Origin of the sequence: Streptomyces lichenis (assembly GCF_023218175.1) — a bacterium.
GTDB lineage: Bacteria > Actinomycetota > Actinomycetes > Streptomycetales > Streptomycetaceae > Streptomyces > Streptomyces lichenis.
Window position 1 is genome coordinate 80,792 of record NZ_JALPTH010000025.1, and the last position, 19,943, is coordinate 100,734.

Annotated in this window: 16 protein-coding genes and 1 tRNA gene; 9 read left to right on the forward strand and 8 right to left on the reverse strand. The window is 70.1% G+C overall.

The window, feature by feature from the left end:
* Positions 1-36 precede the first annotated feature (36 nt).
* From M1O15_RS23475 to M1O15_RS23515, 9 genes are all read left to right on the forward strand, one after another.
* Positions 37-109: transfer RNA gene (locus M1O15_RS23475), tRNA-Trp, on the forward strand.
* 102 nt (positions 110-211) lie between these two features.
* Positions 212-490, forward strand: coding sequence for a preprotein translocase subunit SecE (gene secE, locus M1O15_RS23480; protein WP_248636111.1), 279 nt, complete (start codon positions 212-214; stop codon positions 488-490).
* Between the two features lie 77 nt (positions 491-567).
* Entirely contained in the window at positions 568-1,539 is a 972-nt protein-coding gene (nusG, locus tag M1O15_RS23485; protein ID WP_248636112.1) for a transcription termination/antitermination protein NusG, read from the forward strand.
* A gap of 161 nt (positions 1,540-1,700) precedes the next feature.
* Positions 1,701-2,135 (forward strand): 50S ribosomal protein L11, encoded by a 435-nt coding sequence (gene rplK / locus M1O15_RS23490; RefSeq protein ID WP_105867024.1) that lies wholly within the window; start codon positions 1,701-1,703, stop codon positions 2,133-2,135.
* 100 nt (positions 2,136-2,235) lie between these two features.
* Positions 2,236-2,964, forward strand: a complete 729-nt coding sequence (rplA, locus tag M1O15_RS23495) for a 50S ribosomal protein L1 (protein ID WP_248636113.1) — start codon at positions 2,236-2,238, stop codon at positions 2,962-2,964.
* A 611-nt stretch (positions 2,965-3,575) separates the two neighbouring features.
* Positions 3,576-4,109, forward strand: a complete 534-nt coding sequence (gene rplJ / locus M1O15_RS23500; RefSeq protein ID WP_248636114.1) for a 50S ribosomal protein L10 — start codon at positions 3,576-3,578, stop codon at positions 4,107-4,109.
* A gap of 116 nt (positions 4,110-4,225) precedes the next feature.
* Entirely contained in the window at positions 4,226-4,609 is a 384-nt protein-coding gene (gene rplL / locus M1O15_RS23505) for a 50S ribosomal protein L7/L12 (protein WP_248636115.1), read from the forward strand.
* Positions 4,610-5,171: 562 nt separating this feature from the next.
* Complete coding sequence (gene rpoB, locus M1O15_RS23510; RefSeq protein WP_248636116.1) at positions 5,172-8,657, forward strand: DNA-directed RNA polymerase subunit beta; 3,486 nt, start codon at positions 5,172-5,174, stop codon at positions 8,655-8,657.
* 138 nt (positions 8,658-8,795) lie between these two features.
* Complete coding sequence (locus tag M1O15_RS23515) at positions 8,796-12,695, forward strand: DNA-directed RNA polymerase subunit beta' (protein ID WP_248636117.1); 3,900 nt, start codon at positions 8,796-8,798, stop codon at positions 12,693-12,695.
* A gap of 66 nt (positions 12,696-12,761) precedes the next feature.
* Here M1O15_RS23515 and M1O15_RS23520 read toward each other — a convergent pair whose 3' ends face one another.
* From M1O15_RS23520 to M1O15_RS23555, 8 genes are all read right to left on the reverse strand, one after another.
* The gene (locus tag M1O15_RS23520) at positions 12,762-13,025 is read right to left on the reverse strand and encodes a hypothetical protein (protein ID WP_248636118.1); all 264 of its coding nucleotides are present in this window, start codon (positions 13,023-13,025) and stop codon (positions 12,762-12,764) included.
* Complete coding sequence (locus M1O15_RS23525) at positions 13,012-13,275, reverse strand: hypothetical protein (RefSeq protein ID WP_248636119.1); 264 nt, start codon at positions 13,273-13,275, stop codon at positions 13,012-13,014. The genes M1O15_RS23520 and M1O15_RS23525 overlap by 14 nt, the downstream gene beginning before the upstream one ends.
* A 22-nt stretch (positions 13,276-13,297) precedes the next feature.
* The gene (locus M1O15_RS23530; protein ID WP_248636120.1) at positions 13,298-14,164 is read right to left on the reverse strand and encodes a peptidoglycan-binding protein; all 867 of its coding nucleotides are present in this window, start codon (positions 14,162-14,164) and stop codon (positions 13,298-13,300) included.
* A 149-nt stretch (positions 14,165-14,313) separates the two neighbouring features.
* Complete coding sequence (locus M1O15_RS23535) at positions 14,314-14,964, reverse strand: hypothetical protein (RefSeq protein WP_248636121.1); 651 nt, start codon at positions 14,962-14,964, stop codon at positions 14,314-14,316.
* Entirely contained in the window at positions 14,961-15,185 is a 225-nt protein-coding gene (locus tag M1O15_RS23540) for a hypothetical protein (protein WP_248636122.1), read from the reverse strand. Before M1O15_RS23540 ends, M1O15_RS23535 begins: the two co-directional genes overlap by 4 nt.
* Complete coding sequence (locus M1O15_RS23545; RefSeq protein ID WP_248636123.1) at positions 15,185-17,551, reverse strand: hypothetical protein; 2,367 nt, start codon at positions 17,549-17,551, stop codon at positions 15,185-15,187. The genes M1O15_RS23540 and M1O15_RS23545 overlap by 1 nt, the downstream gene beginning before the upstream one ends.
* Positions 17,544-18,803 carry a hypothetical protein gene (locus tag M1O15_RS23550; RefSeq protein ID WP_248636124.1) on the reverse strand — a complete coding sequence of 420 codons (1,260 nt, stop codon included), beginning with the start codon at positions 18,801-18,803 and terminating at the stop codon, positions 17,544-17,546. Before M1O15_RS23550 ends, M1O15_RS23545 begins: the two co-directional genes overlap by 8 nt.
* A gap of 27 nt (positions 18,804-18,830) precedes the next feature.
* Positions 18,831-19,943: a hypothetical protein gene (locus tag M1O15_RS23555; protein ID WP_248636125.1), complete on the reverse strand. Its 1,113-nt coding sequence runs from the start codon at positions 19,941-19,943 to the stop codon at positions 18,831-18,833.

Consider the following 19,943-nt stretch of genomic DNA (forward strand, 5'->3'; position numbering starts at 1 on the left):
CCGCTCCCGATGCGGTACGTTGGTGGAGAACGACAGAGGGTCGTAGCTCAATTGGTAGAGCACCGGTCTCCAAAACCGGCGGTTGGGGGTTCAAGTCCCTCCGGCCCTGCTCCACACACCGCCAGGATGTGTGCGCAGGTATGTATGTCATTGCACCGCCGTGCGGCTCAACCCGGGCGCGGCACGGCCGACCCGGAATCAGGTGAGAGACATGACGGACGCCGTAGGCTCCATCGACATGCCTGATGCCGAGGACGAGGCCCCCAAGAAGAACCGCAAGGGCGGCAAGCGCGGCAAGAAGGGCCCGCTGGGCCGTCTCGCGCTCTTCTACCGGCAGATCATCGCCGAGCTGCGCAAGGTCGTCTGGCCCACCCGCAGCCAGCTGTCGACATACACCACCGTCGTGATCATCTTCGTCGTCGTCATGATCGGTCTGGTGACCGTGATCGACCTCGGCTTCCAGGAAGCAGTCAAGTACGTCTTCGGCTGATTCCCGCGGAGGGCGCCCCGTCGGGCGCCCCTTTTCGCATGTTCCACCCCATCTGTATCCAGGAAGAAGCAGCCACCGTGTCTGACCCGAACCTGAACGAGTCCGCCCAGGACGAGCTCGACATCGTCAAGGCGGCCGACGAGGACCAGGCGGAAGCTGCGGACGCCGCCGCCGGCGAGGCCGCCGAGGAAGAGGCGCTGCACGTCGAGGACGAGGCGCTGACCGAGGACGAGGCCCTGGTCGAGGAAGAGTCCCTCATCGAGGCCGAGGACGAGGCCCTGGTCGAGGACGACGCCGTGGAGGCGCAGCCGGTCGCGGTCGCGCAGGACGTCGAGGCCGCGGTGGACGCCGAGGGCGCCGCCGACGCCGAGGACGCCGCGCTGGCCGAGGAGGAGGCGGAGGCGGAGCCCGACGCCGCGCCCGAGGCCCCGGTCGACCCGGTCGCCGCGCTCCGCGACGAGCTGCGCGGGCTGCCCGGCGAGTGGTACGTGATCCACACCTACGCGGGCTACGAGAAGCGCGTGAAGGCCAACCTGGAGCAGCGCGCCGTCTCGCTCAACGTCGAGGACTTCATCTACCAGGCCGAGGTCCCCGAGGAAGAGATCGTCCAGATCAAGAACGGCGAGCGGAAGAACGTCCGGCAGAACAAGCTGCCCGGTTACGTCCTCGTCCGCATGGACCTCACCAACGAGTCCTGGGGCGTCGTCCGCAACACCCCCGGCGTCACCGGCTTCGTGGGCAACGCCTACGACCCGTACCCGCTGACCCTGGACGAGATCGTCAAGATGCTCGCCCCGGAGGCCGAGGAGAAGGCCGCCCGCGAGGCCGCCGAGGCCGAGGGCAAGCCCGCCCCCGCCCGCAAGGTCGAGGTGCAGGTGCTGGACTTCGAGGTCGGCGACTCGGTCACCGTCACCGACGGCCCCTTCGCCACCCTCCAGGCCACCATCAACGAGATCAACGCCGACTCCAAGAAGGTCAAGGGCCTGGTGGAGATCTTCGGCCGCGAGACCCCGGTCGAGCTGAGCTTCGACCAGATCCAGAAGAACTGACGGATCCAAGCAGTCTTCCGACAGGTCAGGTCGGCCTCCGGGCCGTGCCTGACCTGTCGGTTTTTGGCCGTACAGCCATACCCGTTATCGTTGTGCGGTATGCCTCCATCCGGATGACCGGACGGTGGCTGGAAAACTCTCACTAGGACCCGGAGAGAGCTATGCCTCCCAAGAAGAAGAAGGTCACGGGGCTTATCAAGCTCCAGATCCAGGCCGGCGCGGCCAACCCGGCCCCGCCGGTCGGCCCCGCGCTGGGCCAGCACGGCGTCAACATCATGGAGTTCTGCAAGGCCTACAACGCCGCGACCGAGTCGCAGCGTGGCATGGTCGTGCCGGTGGAGATCACGGTCTACGAGGACCGCTCCTTCACCTTCATCACCAAGACTCCGCCGGCCGCCAAGCTGATCCTCAAGGCCGCGGGTGTGGACAAGGGCTCCGGCGAGCCGCACAAGACGAAGGTCGCCAAGCTGACGCGCGACCAGGTCCGCGAGATCGCCACCACGAAGCTCCCCGACCTGAACGCCAACGACCTCGACGCCGCCGAGAAGATCATCGCCGGCACCGCCCGTTCCATGGGCATCACCGTCGAGGGCTGACGTTCCCCGGTCGGAGGCTGAGCATCAGCCCCGTACCCCAGTGGCAGGGCCAGCGCCGGCCCGGACCACGACTCCACCCCTGAACAACGCAGGAGAAGAAGTGAAGCGCAGCAAGGCTCTCCGCAGCGCGGACGCCAAGGTCGACAAGACGCGTAGCTACGCGCCGCTGGAGGCCGTCCGTATCGCCAAGGACACCGCCGCCACCAAGTTCGACGGCACCGTCGAGGTCGCCTTCCGCCTGGGTGTCGACCCGCGCAAGGCGGACCAGATGGTCCGTGGCACCGTGAACCTCCCGCACGGCACCGGCAAGACCGCCCGGGTCCTGGTCTTCGCGACCGGTGACCGTGCTGCGGCCGCGGAGGCCGCCGGCGCCGACATCGTCGGCTCGGACGAACTGATCGACGAGATCTCCAAGGGCCAGCGCCTGAACGAGTTCGACGCGGTCGTCGCCACCCCGGACCTCATGGGCAAGGTCGGCCGCCTCGGCCGCGTCCTCGGCCCGCGTGGTCTCATGCCGAACCCGAAGACCGGCACCGTCACCATGGACGTCGCCAAGGCCGTCACCGAGATCAAGGGCGGCAAGATCGAGTTCCGCGTGGACAAGCACTCCAACCTCCACTTCATCATCGGCAAGGTCTCCTTCGACGAGACCAAGCTGGTGGAGAACTACGCGGCCGCCCTTGAGGAGATCAACCGCCTCAAGCCGTCCGCCGCGAAGGGCCGCTACATCAAGAAGGCGACCCTGACCACCACCATGGGCCCCGGCATCCCGCTGGACCCGAACCGCACCCGCAACCTCCTCGTCGAGGAGGACCCGGCCGCCGTCTGAACCTGACGACCGCCGCGGGCACCGCGTGCATCCGGCCCCCGTCCCCTCCGCACGCCGGAGGGGACGGGGGCCGTCCGCGTGTACGGGGGCGGGGGCGCTCGTGTACGAGGGTTGGAGGCGTTCGGGTACGCGGCCGAGGCGGGGGCGGGCGCCACCGGGCCCGTACGGAGCCTCCCGCACCCGTACAGGGTCCGTACGGGCCCGCCCAGGCCCCCCGTCCCGTACGCCCGCACCGTCGGCCCCGCGCCGCAGCCCCGCGCCGGTCCCGCACCGTCGGCCCCGCGCCGGTCCCGCACCGTCGGCCCCGCGCCGGTCCCGCACCGTCGGCGCCTCACCCGGATGGCCCGATTTGCATGGCGGCGTACCGCTCCCGTACGCTTCCCCGGAAGCCAAAGACCGCTGGTCGCTGACGTGCGCTCCCGTAGCCGCGACAGCCGAAGGATTCCGCTGATCGCGGACGGCCTGCGCAGGTGACAGTGGATGAACTCCCAGAATTCCGGTTCTGGTCGAGTCACGCCCCGTGCGCCTGCGCCGGGGCGTTTCGTTTTGCGCAAGTCTCCTTCCCTTTCAGCGAGCGCGGTCCTGAATCACCCGGAAGGAGGCCGAGGCTCATGGCGAGGCCCGACAAGGCTGACGCGGTTGCCGAGCTGACGGACAAGTTCCGCAGCTCGAACGCCGCCGTGCTGACCGAGTACCGCGGTCTCACCGTGGCGCAGCTCAAGACGCTGCGCCGTTCGCTCGGTGAGAACGCCCAGTACGCCGTGGTGAAGAACACGCTGACCAAGATTGCGGCCCGTGAGGCCGGGATCGACTCGCTCGACGACCAGCTCTTCGCTGGCCCGACGGCGGTCGCCTTCGTCACCGGTGACCCGGTGGAGTCGGCGAAGGGTCTCCGTGACTTCGCCAAGGACAACCCCAACCTGATCATCAAGGGCGGTGTCCTTGACGGCAAGGCGCTGTCCGCCGATGAGATCAAGAAGCTCGCGGACCTCGAGTCCCGCGAGGTTCTGCTCGCCAAGCTGGCGGGTGCCATGAAGGGCAAGCAGTCCCAGACTGCCGCGCTCTTCCAGGCGCTCCCCTCGAAGCTCGTCCGCACCGTGGAAGCGCTTCGTGCCAAGCAGGACGAGCAGGGCGGTGCCGAGTAACTCGGCTCGCTTTCTGACTCCTGCCGCCTGAGGCGGCGGGGGTCGCAGCGGGCCGACGTACGCCCGCCTCACCCAGTACATCCGGCACCAGCCGAATTAGTGGAAGGACCGCCATCATGGCGAAGCTCTCTCAGGACGACCTGCTCGCTCAGTTCGAGGAGATGACCCTCATCGAGCTCTCCGAGTTCGTGAAGGCCTTCGAGGACAAGTTCGACGTCACCGCCGCCGCTCCGGTCGCCGTCGCCGCCGGTGTCCCCGGTGCCCCGGCCGCCGAGGCCGCCGAGGAGCAGGACGAGTTCGACGTCATCCTCACCGGTGCCGGCGACAAGAAGATCCAGGTCATCAAGGTCGTGCGCGAGCTGACCTCGCTGGGTCTGAAGGAGGCCAAGGACCTCGTGGACGGCACCCCGAAGCCGGTCCTGGAGAAGGTCACCAAGGAGGCCGCCGAGAAGGCTGCCGAGTCCCTCAAGGCCGCCGGCGCCGGCGTCGAGGTCAAGTGACTCTCCTTCGGGTCCGATGACTCGATGAGCGGGGCCTGAGCGCTCCGTACGGCGCCCGTCAGCGGGCGTCCCCAAGGGCGATCACCCATCCGGGTGGTCGCCCTTCGGCGTACCCGGGACAGGTGGGGCGGCTGCCTTGCACCGTGCCGCACGGGGGGTATGGTGATCTTCGCCGTGCGCCGCGCGGGGCCGAGGGCCTTGACGAACCGCACGCGGCGCGCAATTCTCAGGACGCGCCGTCACAACGGTCCGCATCCGAGGCATGGATCGACGGCGCAGTGGGAAGTATCGATGTGCGCCGACGGCGCGAGGGCCGTGGAGTTGAGAACAACGAGGGATGCGATTTACTCGCCCTGGACATCAGTGAGCCATGTGGCTACACTGTCCCTTTGCGCTGCCTGTTAGCTGCTCCCTGCCCGTCACCAGGGGCATACCCTCGTAAGAACATCGTCGGCCTACCTCTCTGACCTGGTCTTCCACCAGGATGTGGAGTGTTCGCCGATATGTCCGCCGAGGGGCCGGTACGCGCGTAGTGAGTCCGAGCCCTCGGAAGGACCCCCTCTTGGCCGCCTCGCGCAACGCCTCGACCGCGAATACGAACAACGGCGCCAGCACCGCCCCGCTGCGCATCTCCTTTGCAAAGATCAAGGAGCCCCTCGAGGTTCCGAACCTGCTCGCTCTGCAGACCGAGAGCTTTGACTGGCTGCTCGGCAACGCGGCGTGGAAGGCTCGTGTCGAGGCCGCTCTGGAGTCCGGACAGGACGTTCCCACCAAGTCCGGTCTGGAGGAGATCTTCGAGGAGATCTCTCCGATCGAGGACTTCTCCGGGTCGATGTCGCTGACCTTCCGCGACCACCGTTTCGAGCCCCCGAAGAACTCCATCGACGAGTGCAAGGAGCGCGACTTCACGTTCGCCGCGCCGCTCTTCGTCACGGCCGAGTTCACCAACAACGAGACCGGCGAGATCAAGTCCCAGACGGTCTTCATGGGCGACTTCCCGCTCATGACCAACAAGGGCACCTTCGTCATCAACGGCACCGAGCGTGTCGTGGTGTCCCAGCTGGTCCGCTCGCCCGGTGTCTACTTCGACTCCTCCATCGACAAGACGTCCGACAAGGACATCTTCTCCGCCAAGATCATCCCGTCCCGGGGTGCCTGGCTGGAGATGGAGATCGACAAGCGCGACATGGTCGGTGTGCGCATCGACCGCAAGCGCAAGCAGTCCGTCACCGTCCTCCTCAAGGCGCTCGGCTGGACCACCGAGCAGATCCTCCAGGAGTTCGGCGAGTACGAGTCCATGCGCGCCACCCTGGAGAAGGACCACACCCAGGGCCAGGACGACGCGCTGCTCGACATCTACCGCAAGCTGCGCCCGGGCGAGCCGCCGACCCGTGAGGCCGCGCAGACGCTGCTGGAGAACCTCTACTTCAACCCCAAGCGCTACGACCTGGCGAAGGTCGGCCGCTACAAGGTCAACAAGAAGCTCGGCGCGGACGAGCCGCTGGACGCCGGCGTGCTCACCACCGACGACGTCATCGCCACCATCAAGTACCTGGTCAAGCTGCACGCCGGCGAGACCGAGACGACCGGCGAGAACGGCACCGAGATCGTCGTCGAGACCGACGACATCGACCACTTCGGCAACCGCCGCCTGCGCAACGTCGGCGAGCTGATCCAGAACCAGGTCCGTACGGGTCTCGCCCGTATGGAGCGGGTCGTGCGCGAGCGCATGACCACCCAGGACGTCGAGGCGATCACGCCGCAGACCCTGATCAACATCCGGCCGGTCGTCGCCTCCATCAAGGAGTTCTTCGGCACCAGCCAGCTGTCGCAGTTCATGGACCAGAACAACCCGCTCTCGGGCCTGACCCACAAGCGCCGCCTCTCGGCGCTGGGCCCCGGCGGTCTGTCCCGTGAGCGGGCCGGCTTCGAGGTCCGCGACGTGCACCCGTCCCACTACGGACGCATGTGCCCGATCGAGACCCCCGAAGGCCCGAACATCGGTCTGATCGGTTCGCTCGCCTCCTACGGCCGGGTCAACGCCTTCGGCTTCGTGGAGACCCCGTACCGCAAGGTCGTCGAGGGTCAGGTCACCGACGAGGTGGACTACCTGACCGCCGACGAGGAGGACCGCTTCGTCATCGCGCAGGCCAACGCGCCGCTCAATGACGACCTCCGCTTCGAGGAGGCCCGCGTCCTGGTCCGCCGCCGTGGCGGCGAGGTCGACTACGTCGCGCCCGACGACGTGGACTACATGGACGTCTCGCCGCGCCAGATGGTGTCGGTCGCGACCGCCATGATCCCGTTCCTGGAGCACGACGACGCCAACCGCGCCCTGATGGGCGCGAACATGATGCGCCAGGCCGTTCCGCTGATCAAGGCGGAGGCCCCGCTGGTCGGCACCGGCATGGAGTACCGCTGCGCCACCGACGCCGGCGACGTCATCAAGGCGGAGAAGGACGGTGTCATCCAGGAGGTCTCGGCCGACTACGTCACCGTCGCCAACGACGACGGCACGTACACCACGTACCGCATCGCCAAGTTCTCCCGCTCCAACCAGGGCACCTCGGTCAACCAGAAGGTCGTCGTCTCCGAGGGCGACCGGGTGATCGAGGGCCAGGTGCTGGCCGACGGCCCCGCCACCGAGAACGGCGAGATGGCGCTCGGCAAGAACCTGCTGGTCGCCTTCATGCCGTGGGAGGGCCACAACTACGAGGACGCGATCATCCTGTCGCAGCGCCTCGTGCAGGACGACGTCCTCTCCTCGATCCACATCGAGGAGCACGAGGTCGACGCCCGTGACACCAAGCTGGGCCCCGAGGAGATCACCCGGGACATCCCGAACGTCTCCGAGGAGGTCCTCGCCGACCTCGACGAGCGCGGCATCATCCGCATCGGTGCCGAGGTCGTCGCCGGCGACATCCTGGTCGGCAAGGTCACCCCGAAGGGCGAGACCGAGCTGACCCCGGAGGAGCGCCTGCTCCGCGCGATCTTCGGCGAGAAGGCGCGCGAGGTCCGCGACACCTCGCTGAAGGTGCCGCACGGCGAGACCGGCAAGATCATCGGCGTGCGCGTCTTCGACCGCGAGGAGGGCGACGAGCTGCCCCCGGGCGTCAACCAGCTCGTCCGCGTCTACGTGGCCCAGAAGCGCAAGATCACCGACGGTGACAAGCTCGCCGGCCGCCACGGCAACAAGGGCGTCATCTCCAAGATCCTGCCGATCGAGGACATGCCGTTCCTGGAGGACGGCACCCCGGTCGACATCATCCTCAACCCGCTCGGCGTCCCGTCCCGGATGAACCCGGGACAGGTTTTGGAGATCCACCTCGGCTGGCTCGCCAGCCGCGGCTGGGACGTCTCCGGCCTCGCCGACGACTGGGCGCAGCGCCTCCAGGCCATCGGCGCCGACTCGGTCGCCCCGGGCACCAACGTCGCCACCCCGGTGTTCGACGGCGCCCGCGAGGACGAGCTGGCCGGCCTGCTCCAGCACACCATCCCCAACCGGGACGGTGAGCGGATGGTGGAGCCCACCGGCAAGGCCCGGATGTTCGACGGCCGCTCCGGCGAGCCGTTCCCGGACCCGATCTCGGTCGGGTACATGTACATCCTCAAGCTGCACCACCTGGTCGACGACAAGCTGCACGCCCGGTCGACCGGCCCGTACTCGATGATCACCCAGCAGCCGCTGGGTGGTAAGGCCCAGTTCGGTGGCCAGCGGTTCGGTGAGATGGAGGTGTGGGCGCTGGAGGCTTACGGCGCCGCGTACGCCCTCCAGGAGCTGCTGACCATCAAGTCCGACGACGTCACCGGCCGTGTGAAGGTCTACGAGGCCATCGTCAAGGGCGAGAACATCCCTGAGCCCGGCATCCCCGAGTCCTTCAAGGTGCTCATCAAGGAGATGCAGTCCCTGTGCCTCAACGTGGAGGTGCTGTCCTCGGACGGCATGTCCATCGAGATGCGCGACACCGACGAGGACGTCTTCCGCGCGGCGGAGGAGCTCGGCATCGACCTGTCGCGGCGCGAGCCGAGCAGCGTCGAAGAGGTCTGACGGGCCCGGCCGGGGCTCCGAACCAGGAGCCCCGGCCGTCCCCGGGACCGTACAGACCATGATTGAGCGCCCCATTACGTTCGCTGATCTTCACTCGCTGATCACGAGGGGCACGACCCTGAGAGGGATTGACGCATAGTGCTCGACGTCAACTTCTTCGACGAGCTGCGTATCGGCCTCGCCACCGCTGACGACATCCGTCAGTGGTCCCACGGCGAGGTCAAGAAGCCGGAGACCATCAACTACCGCACCCTCAAGCCCGAGAAGGACGGACTCTTCTGCGAGAAGATCTTCGGTCCGACCCGGGACTGGGAGTGCTACTGCGGCAAGTACAAGCGCGTCCGCTTCAAGGGCATCATCTGTGAGCGCTGCGGCGTCGAGGTGACCCGCGCCAAGGTGCGCCGTGAGCGGATGGGCCACATCGAGCTGGCCGCCCCCGTCACCCACATCTGGTACTTCAAGGGCGTCCCGTCCCGGCTGGGCTACCTGCTGGACCTCGCCCCGAAGGACCTTGAGAAGGTCATCTACTTCGCCGCGTACATGATCACGTACGTGGACGACGAGCGCCGCACCCGCGACCTGCCCTCGCTGGAGGCCCATGTCTCCGTCGAGCGCCAGCAGATCGAGAACCGCCGCGACGCCGACCTGGAGGCCCGCGCCAAGAAGCTCGAGACCGACCTGGCCGAGCTGGAGGCCGAGGGCGCCAAGGCCGACGTGCGCCGCAAGGTGCGCGAGGGCGCCGAGCGCGAGATGAAGCAGCTGCGCGACCGCGCCCAGCGCGAGATCGACCGCCTCGACGAGGTGTGGAGCCGCTTCAAGAACCTCAAGGTCCAGGACCTGGAGGGCGACGAGCTGCTCTACCGCGAGCTGCGCGACCGCTTCGGCACCTACTTCGACGGCTCGATGGGCGCCGCCGCGCTGCAGAAGCGCCTGGAGTCCTTCGACCTCGACGAGGAGGCCGAGCGCCTCCGCGAGATCATCCGCACCGGCAAGGGCCAGAAGAAGACCCGTGCGCTCAAGCGCCTCAAGGTCGTCTCCGCCTTCCTGCAGACCAGCAACAGCCCCAAGGGCATGGTGCTGGACTGCGTCCCGGTGATCCCGCCGGACCTGCGTCCGATGGTGCAGCTGGACGGTGGCCGCTTCGCGACCTCCGACCTCAACGACCTGTACCGCCGCGTCATCAACCGCAACAACCGCCTGAAGCGGCTTCTCGACCTCGGCGCGCCCGAGATCATCGTGAACAACGAGAAGCGCATGCTCCAGGAGGCCGTCGACGCCCTGTTCGACAACGGCCGCCGCGGCCGCCCGGTCACCGGTCCGGGCAACCGCCCGCTGAAGTCGCTGTCCGACATGCTCAAGGGCAAGCAGGGCCGCTTCCGCCAGAACCTGCTCGGCAAGCGCGTCGACTACTCGGCCCGTTCCGTCATCGTCGTCGGCCCGCAGCTCAAGCTGCACCAGTGCGGTCTGCCCAAGGCGATGGCGCTGGAGCTGTTCAAGCCGTTCGTGATGAAGCGCCTGGTCGACCTGAACCACGCGCAGAACATCAAGTCGGCCAAGCGCATGGTCGAGCGTGGCCGCACCGTGGTGTACGACGTCCTCGAAGAGGTCATCGCCGAGCACCCGGTGCTGCTGAACCGTGCGCCCACCCTGCACCGACTCGGCATCCAGGCCTTCGAGCCGCAGCTGGTCGAGGGCAAGGCCATCCAGATCCACCCGCTCGTCTGCACCGCGTTCAACGCGGACTTCGACGGCGACCAGATGGCCGTGCACCTGCCGCTGTCCGCGGAGGCGCAGGCCGAGGCCCGCATCCTGATGCTGTCCTCGAACAACATCCTCAAGCCGGCCGACGGCCGTCCGGTCACCATGCCGACCCAGGACATGGTGCTGGGCCTGTTCTTCCTCACCACCGACGAGGACGAGCGCGAGGTCAAGGGCGAGGGCCGGGCGTTCAACTCGACCGCCGAGGCGATCATGGCGTTCGACGCCCGGGAGCTCTCGCTCCAGGCGAAGATCGACATCCGCTTCCCGATCGGCACCGTCCCGCCCCGCGACTGGACCCCGCCGGTGGCCGAGGAGGGTGAGCCCGAGTGGCAGCAGGGTGACAGCTTCCGGCTGCGCACCACGCTGGGCCGCGCGCTCTTCAACGAGCTGCTGCCCGAGGACTACCCGTTCGTCGACTACTCGGTGGGCAAGAAGCAGCTCTCCGAGATCGTCAACGACCTCGCCGAGCGCTACCCCAAGGTCATCGTGGCGGCCACGCTCGACAACCTGAAGTCCTCCGGCTTCTACTGGGCCACCCGCTCCGGCGTCACCGTCGCCATCTCGGACGTCGTCGTCCCCGAGGCGAAGAAGGAGATCGTCCGCTCCTACGAGGCGCGCGACGAGAAGGTCCAGAAGCAGTACGAGCGCGGTCTGATCACCAAGGACGAGCGCACCCAGGAGCTCATCAAGATCTGGACCGAGGCGACCAACGAGGTCGCCGAGGCGATGAACTCCAACTTCCCGAAGACCAACCCGATCTTCATGATGGTCAACTCGGGCGCGCGCGGAAACATGATGCAGATGCGTCAGATCGCCGGTATGCGTGGTCTGGTGTCGAACGCCAAGAACGAGACGATCCCCCGTCCCATCAAGGCGTCCTTCCGCGAGGGCCTGTCCGTGCTGGAGTACTTCATCTCCACCCACGGTGCCCGTAAGGGTCTGGCCGACACCGCGCTGCGTACCGCCGACTCGGGTTACCTGACCCGTCGTCTGGTGGACGTCTCGCAGGACGTGATCATCCGCGAGGAGGACTGCGGCACCGAGCGTGGTCTGAAGCTGAAGATCGCGGGCCGGGACGAGGCCGGTGTGCTCCGCAAGGCGGACGACGTCGAGACGTCCGTGTACGCGCGGATGCTCGCCGAGGACGTCGTGGTCGACGGCCGGGTCATCGCGCCCGCCAACGTCGACCTGGGCGATGTGCTCATCGACCAGCTGGTCGCCGCCGGCGTCGAGGAGGTCAAGACCCGCTCGGTCCTGACCTGCGAGTCCGCGGTGGGCACCTGTGCCTTCTGCTACGGCCGTTCGCTCGCGACCGGCAAGCTGGTGGACATCGGCGAGGCGGTCGGCATCATCGCCGCCCAGTCCATCGGTGAGCCCGGCACCCAGCTGACGATGCGTACCTTCCACACCGGTGGTGTGGCCGGTGACGACATCACCCAGGGTCTGCCGCGTGTCGTCGAGCTCTTCGAGGCCCGTACGCCCAAGGGTGTCGCCCCGATCTCGGAGGCGGCCGGCCGCGTCCGGATCGAGGAGACCGAGAAGACCAAGAAGATCGTCGTCACCCCCGACGACGGCAGCGACGAGACGGCCTTCCCGATCTCGAAGCGCGCCCGTGTCGAGGTCTCCGAGGGCGAGCACGTCCAGGTGGGCCAGAAGCTCACCGCGGGTGCCACCAACCCGCACGACGTGCTGCGCATCCTCGGCCAGCGGGCCGTCCAGGTCCACCTGGTCGGCGAGGTCCAGAAGGTCTACAACTCGCAGGGCGTGTCGATCCACGACAAGCACATCGAGATCATCATCCGGCAGATGCTGCGCCGGGTGACGATCATCGAGTCCGGCGACGCGGAGCTGCTGCCGGGCGAGCTGGTCGAGCGGTCGAAGTTCGAGTCGGAGAACCGCCGGGTGGTCACCGAGGGCGGTCACCCCGCCTCCGGCCGTCCGCAGCTGATGGGTATCACCAAGGCGTCGCTGGCCACCGAGTCGTGGCTGTCGGCGGCCTCCTTCCAGGAGACGACCAGGGTCCTGACGGACGCGGCGATCAACGCCAAGTCCGACTCCCTGATCGGCCTGAAGGAGAACGTGATCATCGGTAAGCTCATCCCGGCCGGTACGGGCCTGTCCCGCTACCGCAACATCCGGGTCGAGCCGACCGAGGAGGCCAAGGCCGCGATGTACTCGGCCGTCGGCTACGACGACATCGACTACTCGCCGTTCGGCACCGGCTCCGGCCAGGCCGTTCCGCTGGAGGACTACGACTACGGTCCGTACAACCAGTAAGTAGCGATACGAAGGGCGGCCACTCCCGAGGCTGGGGGTGGCCGCCCTTCGGCGTACGGCGGGGTCTCAACGGCCGGTGGCCGTCCAGAGGGCGAGGACCAGCCCGGCGGCGGCGATCAGCACCGAGACACTGGCCAGTGGCCAGCGGGAGTGCTCCAGGGCGTCCAGCCGGGCCTCGTGGTCGGCCAGCTGCTTGTCGGTCTGGTCGCTGCGCTGGACCAGCAGGGCGAGCGAGCCGTCGGCGCGGGCGAACCCTGCCTCCACGGTGCCCCGCAGCCGCTCCAGCTCCAGGGTGACCATGATCGGGTCGTTGCGGTCAGTTCCGTTCATGGGCGGCCCCCGGGGCGTGGACGGTGTGCGGGCCCTCGGCCGCCTCGGTGCGGAGCCAGCGGGGCAGCAGCGCCTGTACGGCGGGCAGGGCCATCACCCGGGTCAGCGCCCCCGCGGCGGCCAGTGCCCCGGCGACCCAGGGCAGGGCGGCCGGCAGCCCGGCCGCCTCCACGACGGCGGGCAGGACGACGGCGAGCGCGAGGGCGGTCTGCAGCACGGTACGGGCCGTGCGCTTGGCGGTGTCGGACACGGGATCTCCCCTCCTCGGGACGTCAGGGTGTGTACGGGACCTTCAGGGCGTCCCAGGACGCGGCGCCCGGCCGGCCGTCGGCGTCGGCGCCGCGGTAGCCGAGCTTCCGCTGCCACCGGGCGTACGAGCGCCGGTCGGCCTCGCTCCAGCGGGGGCCGGGCCCCTGCGCGTACGCCGAACAGCCCTCGGCGACCAGCCGGCGGCCCATCGCGGTGATCAGCGGGGAGTCCGGGGAGCCGGTGAAGAACGCCCGGCCGGGGAAGGGGTGGTGGCGCGGGGCGGGGCGGCCCTGGGGGGTGGCGGCGAGGCGGGCGGTGATCCGCTCGCGCAGACCGCTCATCGCGAAGCCCCGGGGGTCGATCTTGGTGGCGGTCCACTCCTTGTGGCCGATCACCGAGGCGGCGGACCAGCCGTGGGCCCGGCAGAGTGCGGCGGCGGCGCGTTCGACGGCGTCGAGCTGGGCGGTCGGCCAGGGGTCCCGGCCGTCGCCGAGGTTGACGCACTCGAAGCCGTAGAAGTGCGCGTTGCCGTCGGTGTCCTGGGACCGGGGCGCGGGGGCGGCCGCCTCGGCGGTGACCGCGCGCAGCACCCGGCCGTCACCGGAACCGGCGTGGTTGGCGCGGCCGTTGGCGATCAGATGGACGGTGCCCGCCTTGTCGACGACGGCCTGGCAGAGCGGGCCGGGCAGCGCGGCGTGGCCGTCGCGGCAGAGCGCGACCGAGGCGGCGGAGCCGCTGCTGACGGTGTGGTGGACGATCACCCCGTGCACCGGTCCCCAGGCGCCCTTGTGGTTGCGGTTGCGGGTGCGCCAGCCGGGGTGCTCGACGACGTGGACGCCCTCGGCGCGCAGGGCGGCGAGGAGCCGGTCGGGGGTGAGGGGGACTGCCATCGGGGCCTCCTTGGCGGTGGGCCCTGGCTCGTGCGCGAACGCCGCCGCCCGGCCGTCCCGCGGGTGGGTGCGGGGCGGCCGGGCGGCGGAGGTGGGGCGGGGCCGGGCGGGTTGCGTGGTGCTTGTCGGGCGGGGCGGTCACATGGCCGTCAGACGACGGGGTCGATGCGGATGAAGCGGGTGTCGAAGTGGCCGGCGCTGGCGGCGTTCGCCGTGCGGTAGCCGGGGGTGGCGGTGTGGCTGGTGCCGATCGCCAGGCCGCTGACCAGGAACTGCGTGGACACCGAGGAGCGGTTGGTGTTGATGATCAGCGCGGCCCGGTCGTCCGAGGCGGCCAGCACCACGGCGTTGGAGGCGTTGCGCACGGTGGCCGACATATAGGCGGCGACACCGGCGTTGGTGCTGTTCATGTAGCAGCCGACGGTGATGATCACCTGGCCGGAGGCGGGCACGGTGAACGCGGCGTTCATCGGGTCGCCGACCGCGTCGGTGAGGGTCTCGGCGTAGGTGGTGCTGGTGGTGGAGCCGCCGTCGATGTTGACCCGGAAGACGGGCACCGCGCCGACCGGCGCCCAGGCCGAGCCGGTGTAGTACATCAGCCGGCCGGGGGAGGCGATCCAGGCGATGGTCCCGGCGACCGGGGTGGGCGCCTTGGCGTCTCGTTCGGCGGCGGTGCCGAAGCGCAGCACGGTGCGCCCGTCGACGGCCTCGGCGAGGGACCTGAGGTGGGCCGGCAGGTCGGCGGGGTCGCTCGGCTGCGGGTAGGGCAGACCGCTGAGCGGGGTGTACTGGGTGGTCATGCGATCTCCTCCTGTCCTCCGCCGGTGACGGGGGCGACGGGGGCGGTGTCCGGGGCCGGGAGGTCCGGCGCGGGCGGGGCGGGGGTCTCGGGGCCGGGCTCGGCGGAGTGGTCCTCCACGACCACCTCGACCGGCAGCGTCGGGTCGGAGCCCGGCGGCTCGGTGGTGCTCGCGTCGGTCGCCGGCTGCGGGAGCGCGGTCCCGGGCGGCTGCTCGGTCATCAGGTGCCCTCCTTGACGCGTCGCCAGGTGCGCCAGTCGGCGGCGAGGTCGCCGAGCGTGGGGTACGCGGCGGCCACGGCGGCGTAGTCGGGTCCGGCCGGCAGCGGGTCCCGGTCGGAGGCGGTGTCGGGAGTCAGTCCGGCGTCCTGCGGCAGGCCGTTGGACCTGGTGCCGCGCAGGGTGAGGGTCTGCTGGACGGTGCCGGGCGCCGTGGAGGCGGTCTTGATGCCGACGACCCAGGCGAGGGTGTCGAGGGCGGCGCCGCTGGTGTCCACCACCCGTACGACGTCGCCGAGCTGGATGCGCGGGTCGTACAGCACCTCCACCTCGCCGAGGACCGGTACGGGGTACTGCCCGGCCTGCCGCATGGCGTCGGCCAGGTCCTGGGCGGCGGGGTAGTCCTGCACCCAGTCGCTGGCCTCGGCGGAGAACTCCTGCCGGCCGTAGAAGCGTTCGCTGGCGCTGCCGGAGGAGTACGAGGTGGCCTCCCGCTCGGCGGCCTCGGTGGACGGCTTGAGGGTCTGGATGAACACCGACGGCCTGCCGTCCTCGGAGACCGTGTACAGCCGGCGGCTGCCGCGGTTGGTGAGCCGCAGGATGAGCACGCCCTCCTCGCGGCGGGCCAGGATGTCCACCTCGCCCTTGACGGCCGGCGCGCCGGCCGCGTTGGAGGCGGCGAACCGCACCGAGAAGCCCGGGGCGACGCTCTGGTCGTCGTCCACGTTCGGCGGGCCGACGTCGAACTCCTCCTCCGCAAGTACGTACTTCAGGGTCACCGAGCCGGCCGGCGGGATCTCCCGGACGGCGGTGTCGTGGTACGTGGTGCCGGAGACCACCGCGACCTTGGACCAGTCCCGGTAGGGCTGGACGCAGTAGTTGCGGCAGGCGTCGATCTCCTCGGTGACGGTGAGGGCCGCGATGTCCCGTACGGAGGTGAGGGTCAGGTCGGCCGCGGTGGGCGTCTTCTCGAACCGGGTGTGGTTGCGCCAGCGGAAGACCCCGCGCTCGTCCAGCTCGGCCGTGGACATGCTGGCCTTGGCGATCTGGGTGATCACCTCCCACTGGGAGCCGGAGACCCGCGGGAGCGCGTACAGCGGCAGGATGGCGTCGTCGAGCACCACCTCCTTGGTCCAGGCCCCGGTCTGGGCGAACTCGGAGGCGGTGGGGGCCGCGGCCAGACCGCTGCTGAGCTGGACGCTCTCGGCGGCCAGCTGGGTCACCAGCCGCAGCTGGTACAGCTCGGCGGCCGGCTGCGCGGCCGAGGCGTCCGCGAAGGTCGCCGGGGTGCACGGGTAGTGCACGCCGTCCGGGGCGGTGAGGAAGGGCTGCACCGTGGGCAGTACGGAGGAGCCCGCCGACACGGTGTCGAAGAAGCCGCCGATGTGCCACACTCCCGGCTTCCTGGTGAGCGCGGAGACGCCCCAGGAGAAGAACCAGCCGGTGCCCTCGCGGGTGCCCGAGTGCATGATCACCTTGCCGGCCGCGAAGTCGACGGCCAGCCGCAGCCGCCCGGTCTGGGTGCCGGTCCGGTTGAGGTCCACCTCCAGGGCCGCGGTGGAGCCGAAGCCCACCGCGCTGTTCACCCAGGCCTCGGCGAACAGCCGGCTGCCGGGCACGGTCACCCGGCTGCGCGGGAACCAGGTCGCGGTCAGCGCGGCGGTGTCCGGGGCAGCGGCGTGCGGCACCAGCGCCATCTCGTGCGGGGCGCCCTCCCGGCTCCAGCGGTAGTGCCGGGGGTCCGGGACGACCTCCGGCTGCCCGTAGCCGGCCGCGAAGCCGCCGTGCAGGGAGGCGTGCACCAGGGTCAGCGGCGCGGCGGCCTGGAACTCCGGATAGCGCGGCGGGGGAGCGGAGTGCAGCCCGGCCTGGCGCAGCAGCTCGTCCACGCACCAGGTGGCGGTGGCCACCGGCCGGCGCCAGTAGAACCCGGCGTACGGCTTGGGCAGCTCGGCCGGACCGCGCAGCCGCTCCGCCCCGTCCAGGGCGGTGATCTGCACGGTGTCCGTCCCGGAGGCGGCGGAGCGGTTGCGCACCGTGCCGCGGAAGGCCGGCAGGACGCCCGCCTCGGTGCCGTAGCCCTGGACCACGGACTGGCCGGGGCGGGCGAGGTCACCGGTGGCGCGCGGCGCCCACGGCGAGTACAGGGCCGGTGCCGAGCGTCCGTCGGCACCGGAGACCTGGAGCTGGAGCTGCGCCGAGGCGCTGCCGGCGAAGGCCCGCATGGCGTCGGGCAGATCGGTGCTGTAGCTGCGCTCCAGCTGCCAGGACTGCACCTGCTCGGTGACGTCCCGGCCGCCGAGGCGGACGGTCTGGTCGGTCAGGCGCGCCCCGGTGCGGAGCGAGTCGGTCAGTTTCTCGTCAGCCACTCGCATGGGTCACCTCCGCCAGCTCGATCGAGATGTTGCGGTACGGCAGGGGGCGGGCCGGGGTGTCGGTGTAGGAGACCACGGACATCACCGGGCAGCCGTCGCCGGGCGGTTGGGGTGCGGTCGGGTCGGTGTGCAGCAGCCTGGCCGGCCCGATCCGGGACTGGAACGCCGCCGCCGCGGAGGCGAAGGACACGGTCGCCGAGACCTGGGCGGCCCCGGCCGGCACGGCGGCGGGGGACCATCCGCTGACGGTGCCCAGCGTGGCGCCGGCCGCGTCGAAGAAGGTCAGCTGGCAGCCGGAGGCCCGGGTGCGGACGGCCGTCGGCAGCACCAGCCCGACCTGTCCGGGGCCGGCCGGCAGGGGGTGGCCCTTCGCGGTGCCGTTGACGAAGGTCAGGGTGCCCGCGGTGGTGGCGGCCAGCGACGCCACGGCGAAGCCCGACGCGTCCGTGGACAGGGTGAGTCCGGTGGCGGACCACTGGGTGAGCGGTCCCTTGCCGGCGGCCTGGTCGGCGGGGAGCAGGTTGGCCGGGGCGGCCGGCACCTGGTCGTCGTCGATGGTCAGGACGGCGCCGTCCAGGGCGTAGGTGCCGATCTCGCCCGCGATCCCGGAGGGGGTGACCAGCGCGGCCCCGGCCGGCGCGGTCGCCAGCAGGGTGTGCCCGGTGTCGGCGGCGGACGACAGGTAGGTGCCCGCGGCATCCCGCCAGTGCAGCCGGGTCGTGCAGGGCCCCGTACGCCAGGACGGCGGCAGGGTGAACCGGACCCGCATCCCGGGCGACACCGGGAAGCCCGCACGGGGGCGGCGGTGCCAGTTGAGCTGGGCCGTGGTCTGCTCCGGCTTCCACAGGTACGTGTGGGGTGCCGCTTCCGGCGCGGTGGACGGTTCGAGCCTGCCCGCGCCGGTGACAGAGGTGTACCAGAAGCCGGCGGCGCTGTTGGTCGCCCCGCGGCCCGCGGCCTGGAGCGGGTCCAGCAGGTTGCGGCCCACCGGGTCGATCAGGTCCACCGGTTCGGGGCCGTCGACACGGCGGGCCAGCCGGTCCAGATGGGCGGCGTCCTCCGGGGACAGCCGGTCGAAGGTGAGCTTGATCCGGCGCGGGGCGCGGCGGGGGGCGATCGTGGTGATCTGCCCGCCGAGCGAGGTGAACTGGGATATGCCGAGGTCCGCACCGCGTTCGAAGGCGGTGGCGGCCTGGCTGATCTCCCGGAGCCGTCCGGGCAGGCCGAGCCAGAGGTTGCGTGGCATGGGTGTGCCTCCTTTCCGTGGCGGGGGTCAGCGACGGGCGAGCTGGCGGTGTCCGGCGATCACCGCGCGGGCGATGGTCTGGCCGTCGACCTGGACGTGTACGGGCCGGTCGGCAAGGCGCTCGACGGCCTCGGTCAGCCGGGCGAGTTGGGCGCGGTTGCCGCCGGCGCCGAGCATGCGCTCCAGCCGGCTGAGCGGGATGACCGCCTCGTGCTCGCCGGCCTCGCCGATCACGGCCAGGGTTCCGCCGTTGCGGGGCTGGACCAGGCCGCCCTTGGCGAGGTGCGGGACCGGGATCTTCGGCAGGTTCATGGTGAAGCTCTTGCCGCCGAAGACCGGCACCCAGCTGGGGATGTTGACCTTGAAGCCGTTGAGGGCGCCGATGACCACGTTCATGCCGTTGGCGAAGCCGCGGAACGGCGCGAGCATAAGGTTGCCCAGGCCCTTCAGGATCGGGACCACGGCGCGGTTGGCCGCCGAGACGGCCTTGCCGATCACGGACATGCCGGTCTTGAAGCCCTTGGACACCATGTCGACGATCTTGTCCATGTCGACGAACCTGGTGATCAGCGGCGCGAGCAGGGTCATGATCAGCCCGAAGGGACTGGCCGCCATGGCGAGGTTGAGCCCCTTCTGCGCCAGGCCCGCCCCCTTGAGGCCCTTGGCCAGCCCGCCGCCCATGGACTTGCCGGTCCGGTCGGCGCCCTTGCCGGCCTTGCCGACCGACTTCTCCACGGAGTCGGCCTGGCGCTTGACGTCGCCGAGCGACTTCTTCGCCTTGTCGGCCGAGCCCCTGAGCTTGTCCAGGGAGGACTTGAGTTTGTCGGTGCCGCCCTTGGCCTTGCCGAAGGCGGTGTTGGCGTTGTTCAGCCCGGTCCGCAGCGTGCCGACGGCCTTGTCGCCGTTGTTCGCGGAGGTGCGGAGCCGGCCGAGGGAGGTGTGCGCCTTGTCGGTGCCGGCCTTGACCTTGTTCATGGCGGTGGTGGCGTGGCCCGCCGACGACTTGATGGCCCCCACCGCGGTGGACGCGGTGCCGGAGGACTGCCTGATGCGGCCCAGTGAGGCGTTGGCCTGGTCCATGGCGGAGCGGAATCTGCCCGCTCCGCCGGCGGCCTTGCTGAATGCGCTGTTCAGACCCAC

Coding starts and splice junctions, on each gene's coding strand:
- M1O15_RS23540 (WP_248636122.1), bottom strand. CDS start 15,185: ATGACCGAGCAGCCGCCCGGGACCGCGCTCCCGCAGCCGGCGACCGAC.
- rplL (WP_248636115.1), top strand. CDS start 4,226: ATGGCGAAGCTCTCTCAGGACGACCTGCTCGCTCAGTTCGAGGAGATG.
- M1O15_RS23520 (WP_248636118.1), bottom strand. CDS start 13,025: ATGAACGGAACTGACCGCAACGACCCGATCATGGTCACCCTGGAGCTG.
- M1O15_RS23535 (WP_248636121.1), bottom strand. CDS start 14,964: ATGACCACCCAGTACACCCCGCTCAGCGGTCTGCCCTACCCGCAGCCG.
- rplJ (WP_248636114.1), top strand. CDS start 3,576: ATGGCGAGGCCCGACAAGGCTGACGCGGTTGCCGAGCTGACGGACAAG.
- M1O15_RS23530 (WP_248636120.1), bottom strand. CDS start 14,164: ATGGCAGTCCCCCTCACCCCCGACCGGCTCCTCGCCGCCCTGCGCGCC.
- rplK (WP_105867024.1), top strand. CDS start 1,701: ATGCCTCCCAAGAAGAAGAAGGTCACGGGGCTTATCAAGCTCCAGATC.
- M1O15_RS23550 (WP_248636124.1), bottom strand. CDS start 18,803: ATGCCACGCAACCTCTGGCTCGGCCTGCCCGGACGGCTCCGGGAGATC.
- secE (WP_248636111.1), top strand. CDS start 212: ATGACGGACGCCGTAGGCTCCATCGACATGCCTGATGCCGAGGACGAG.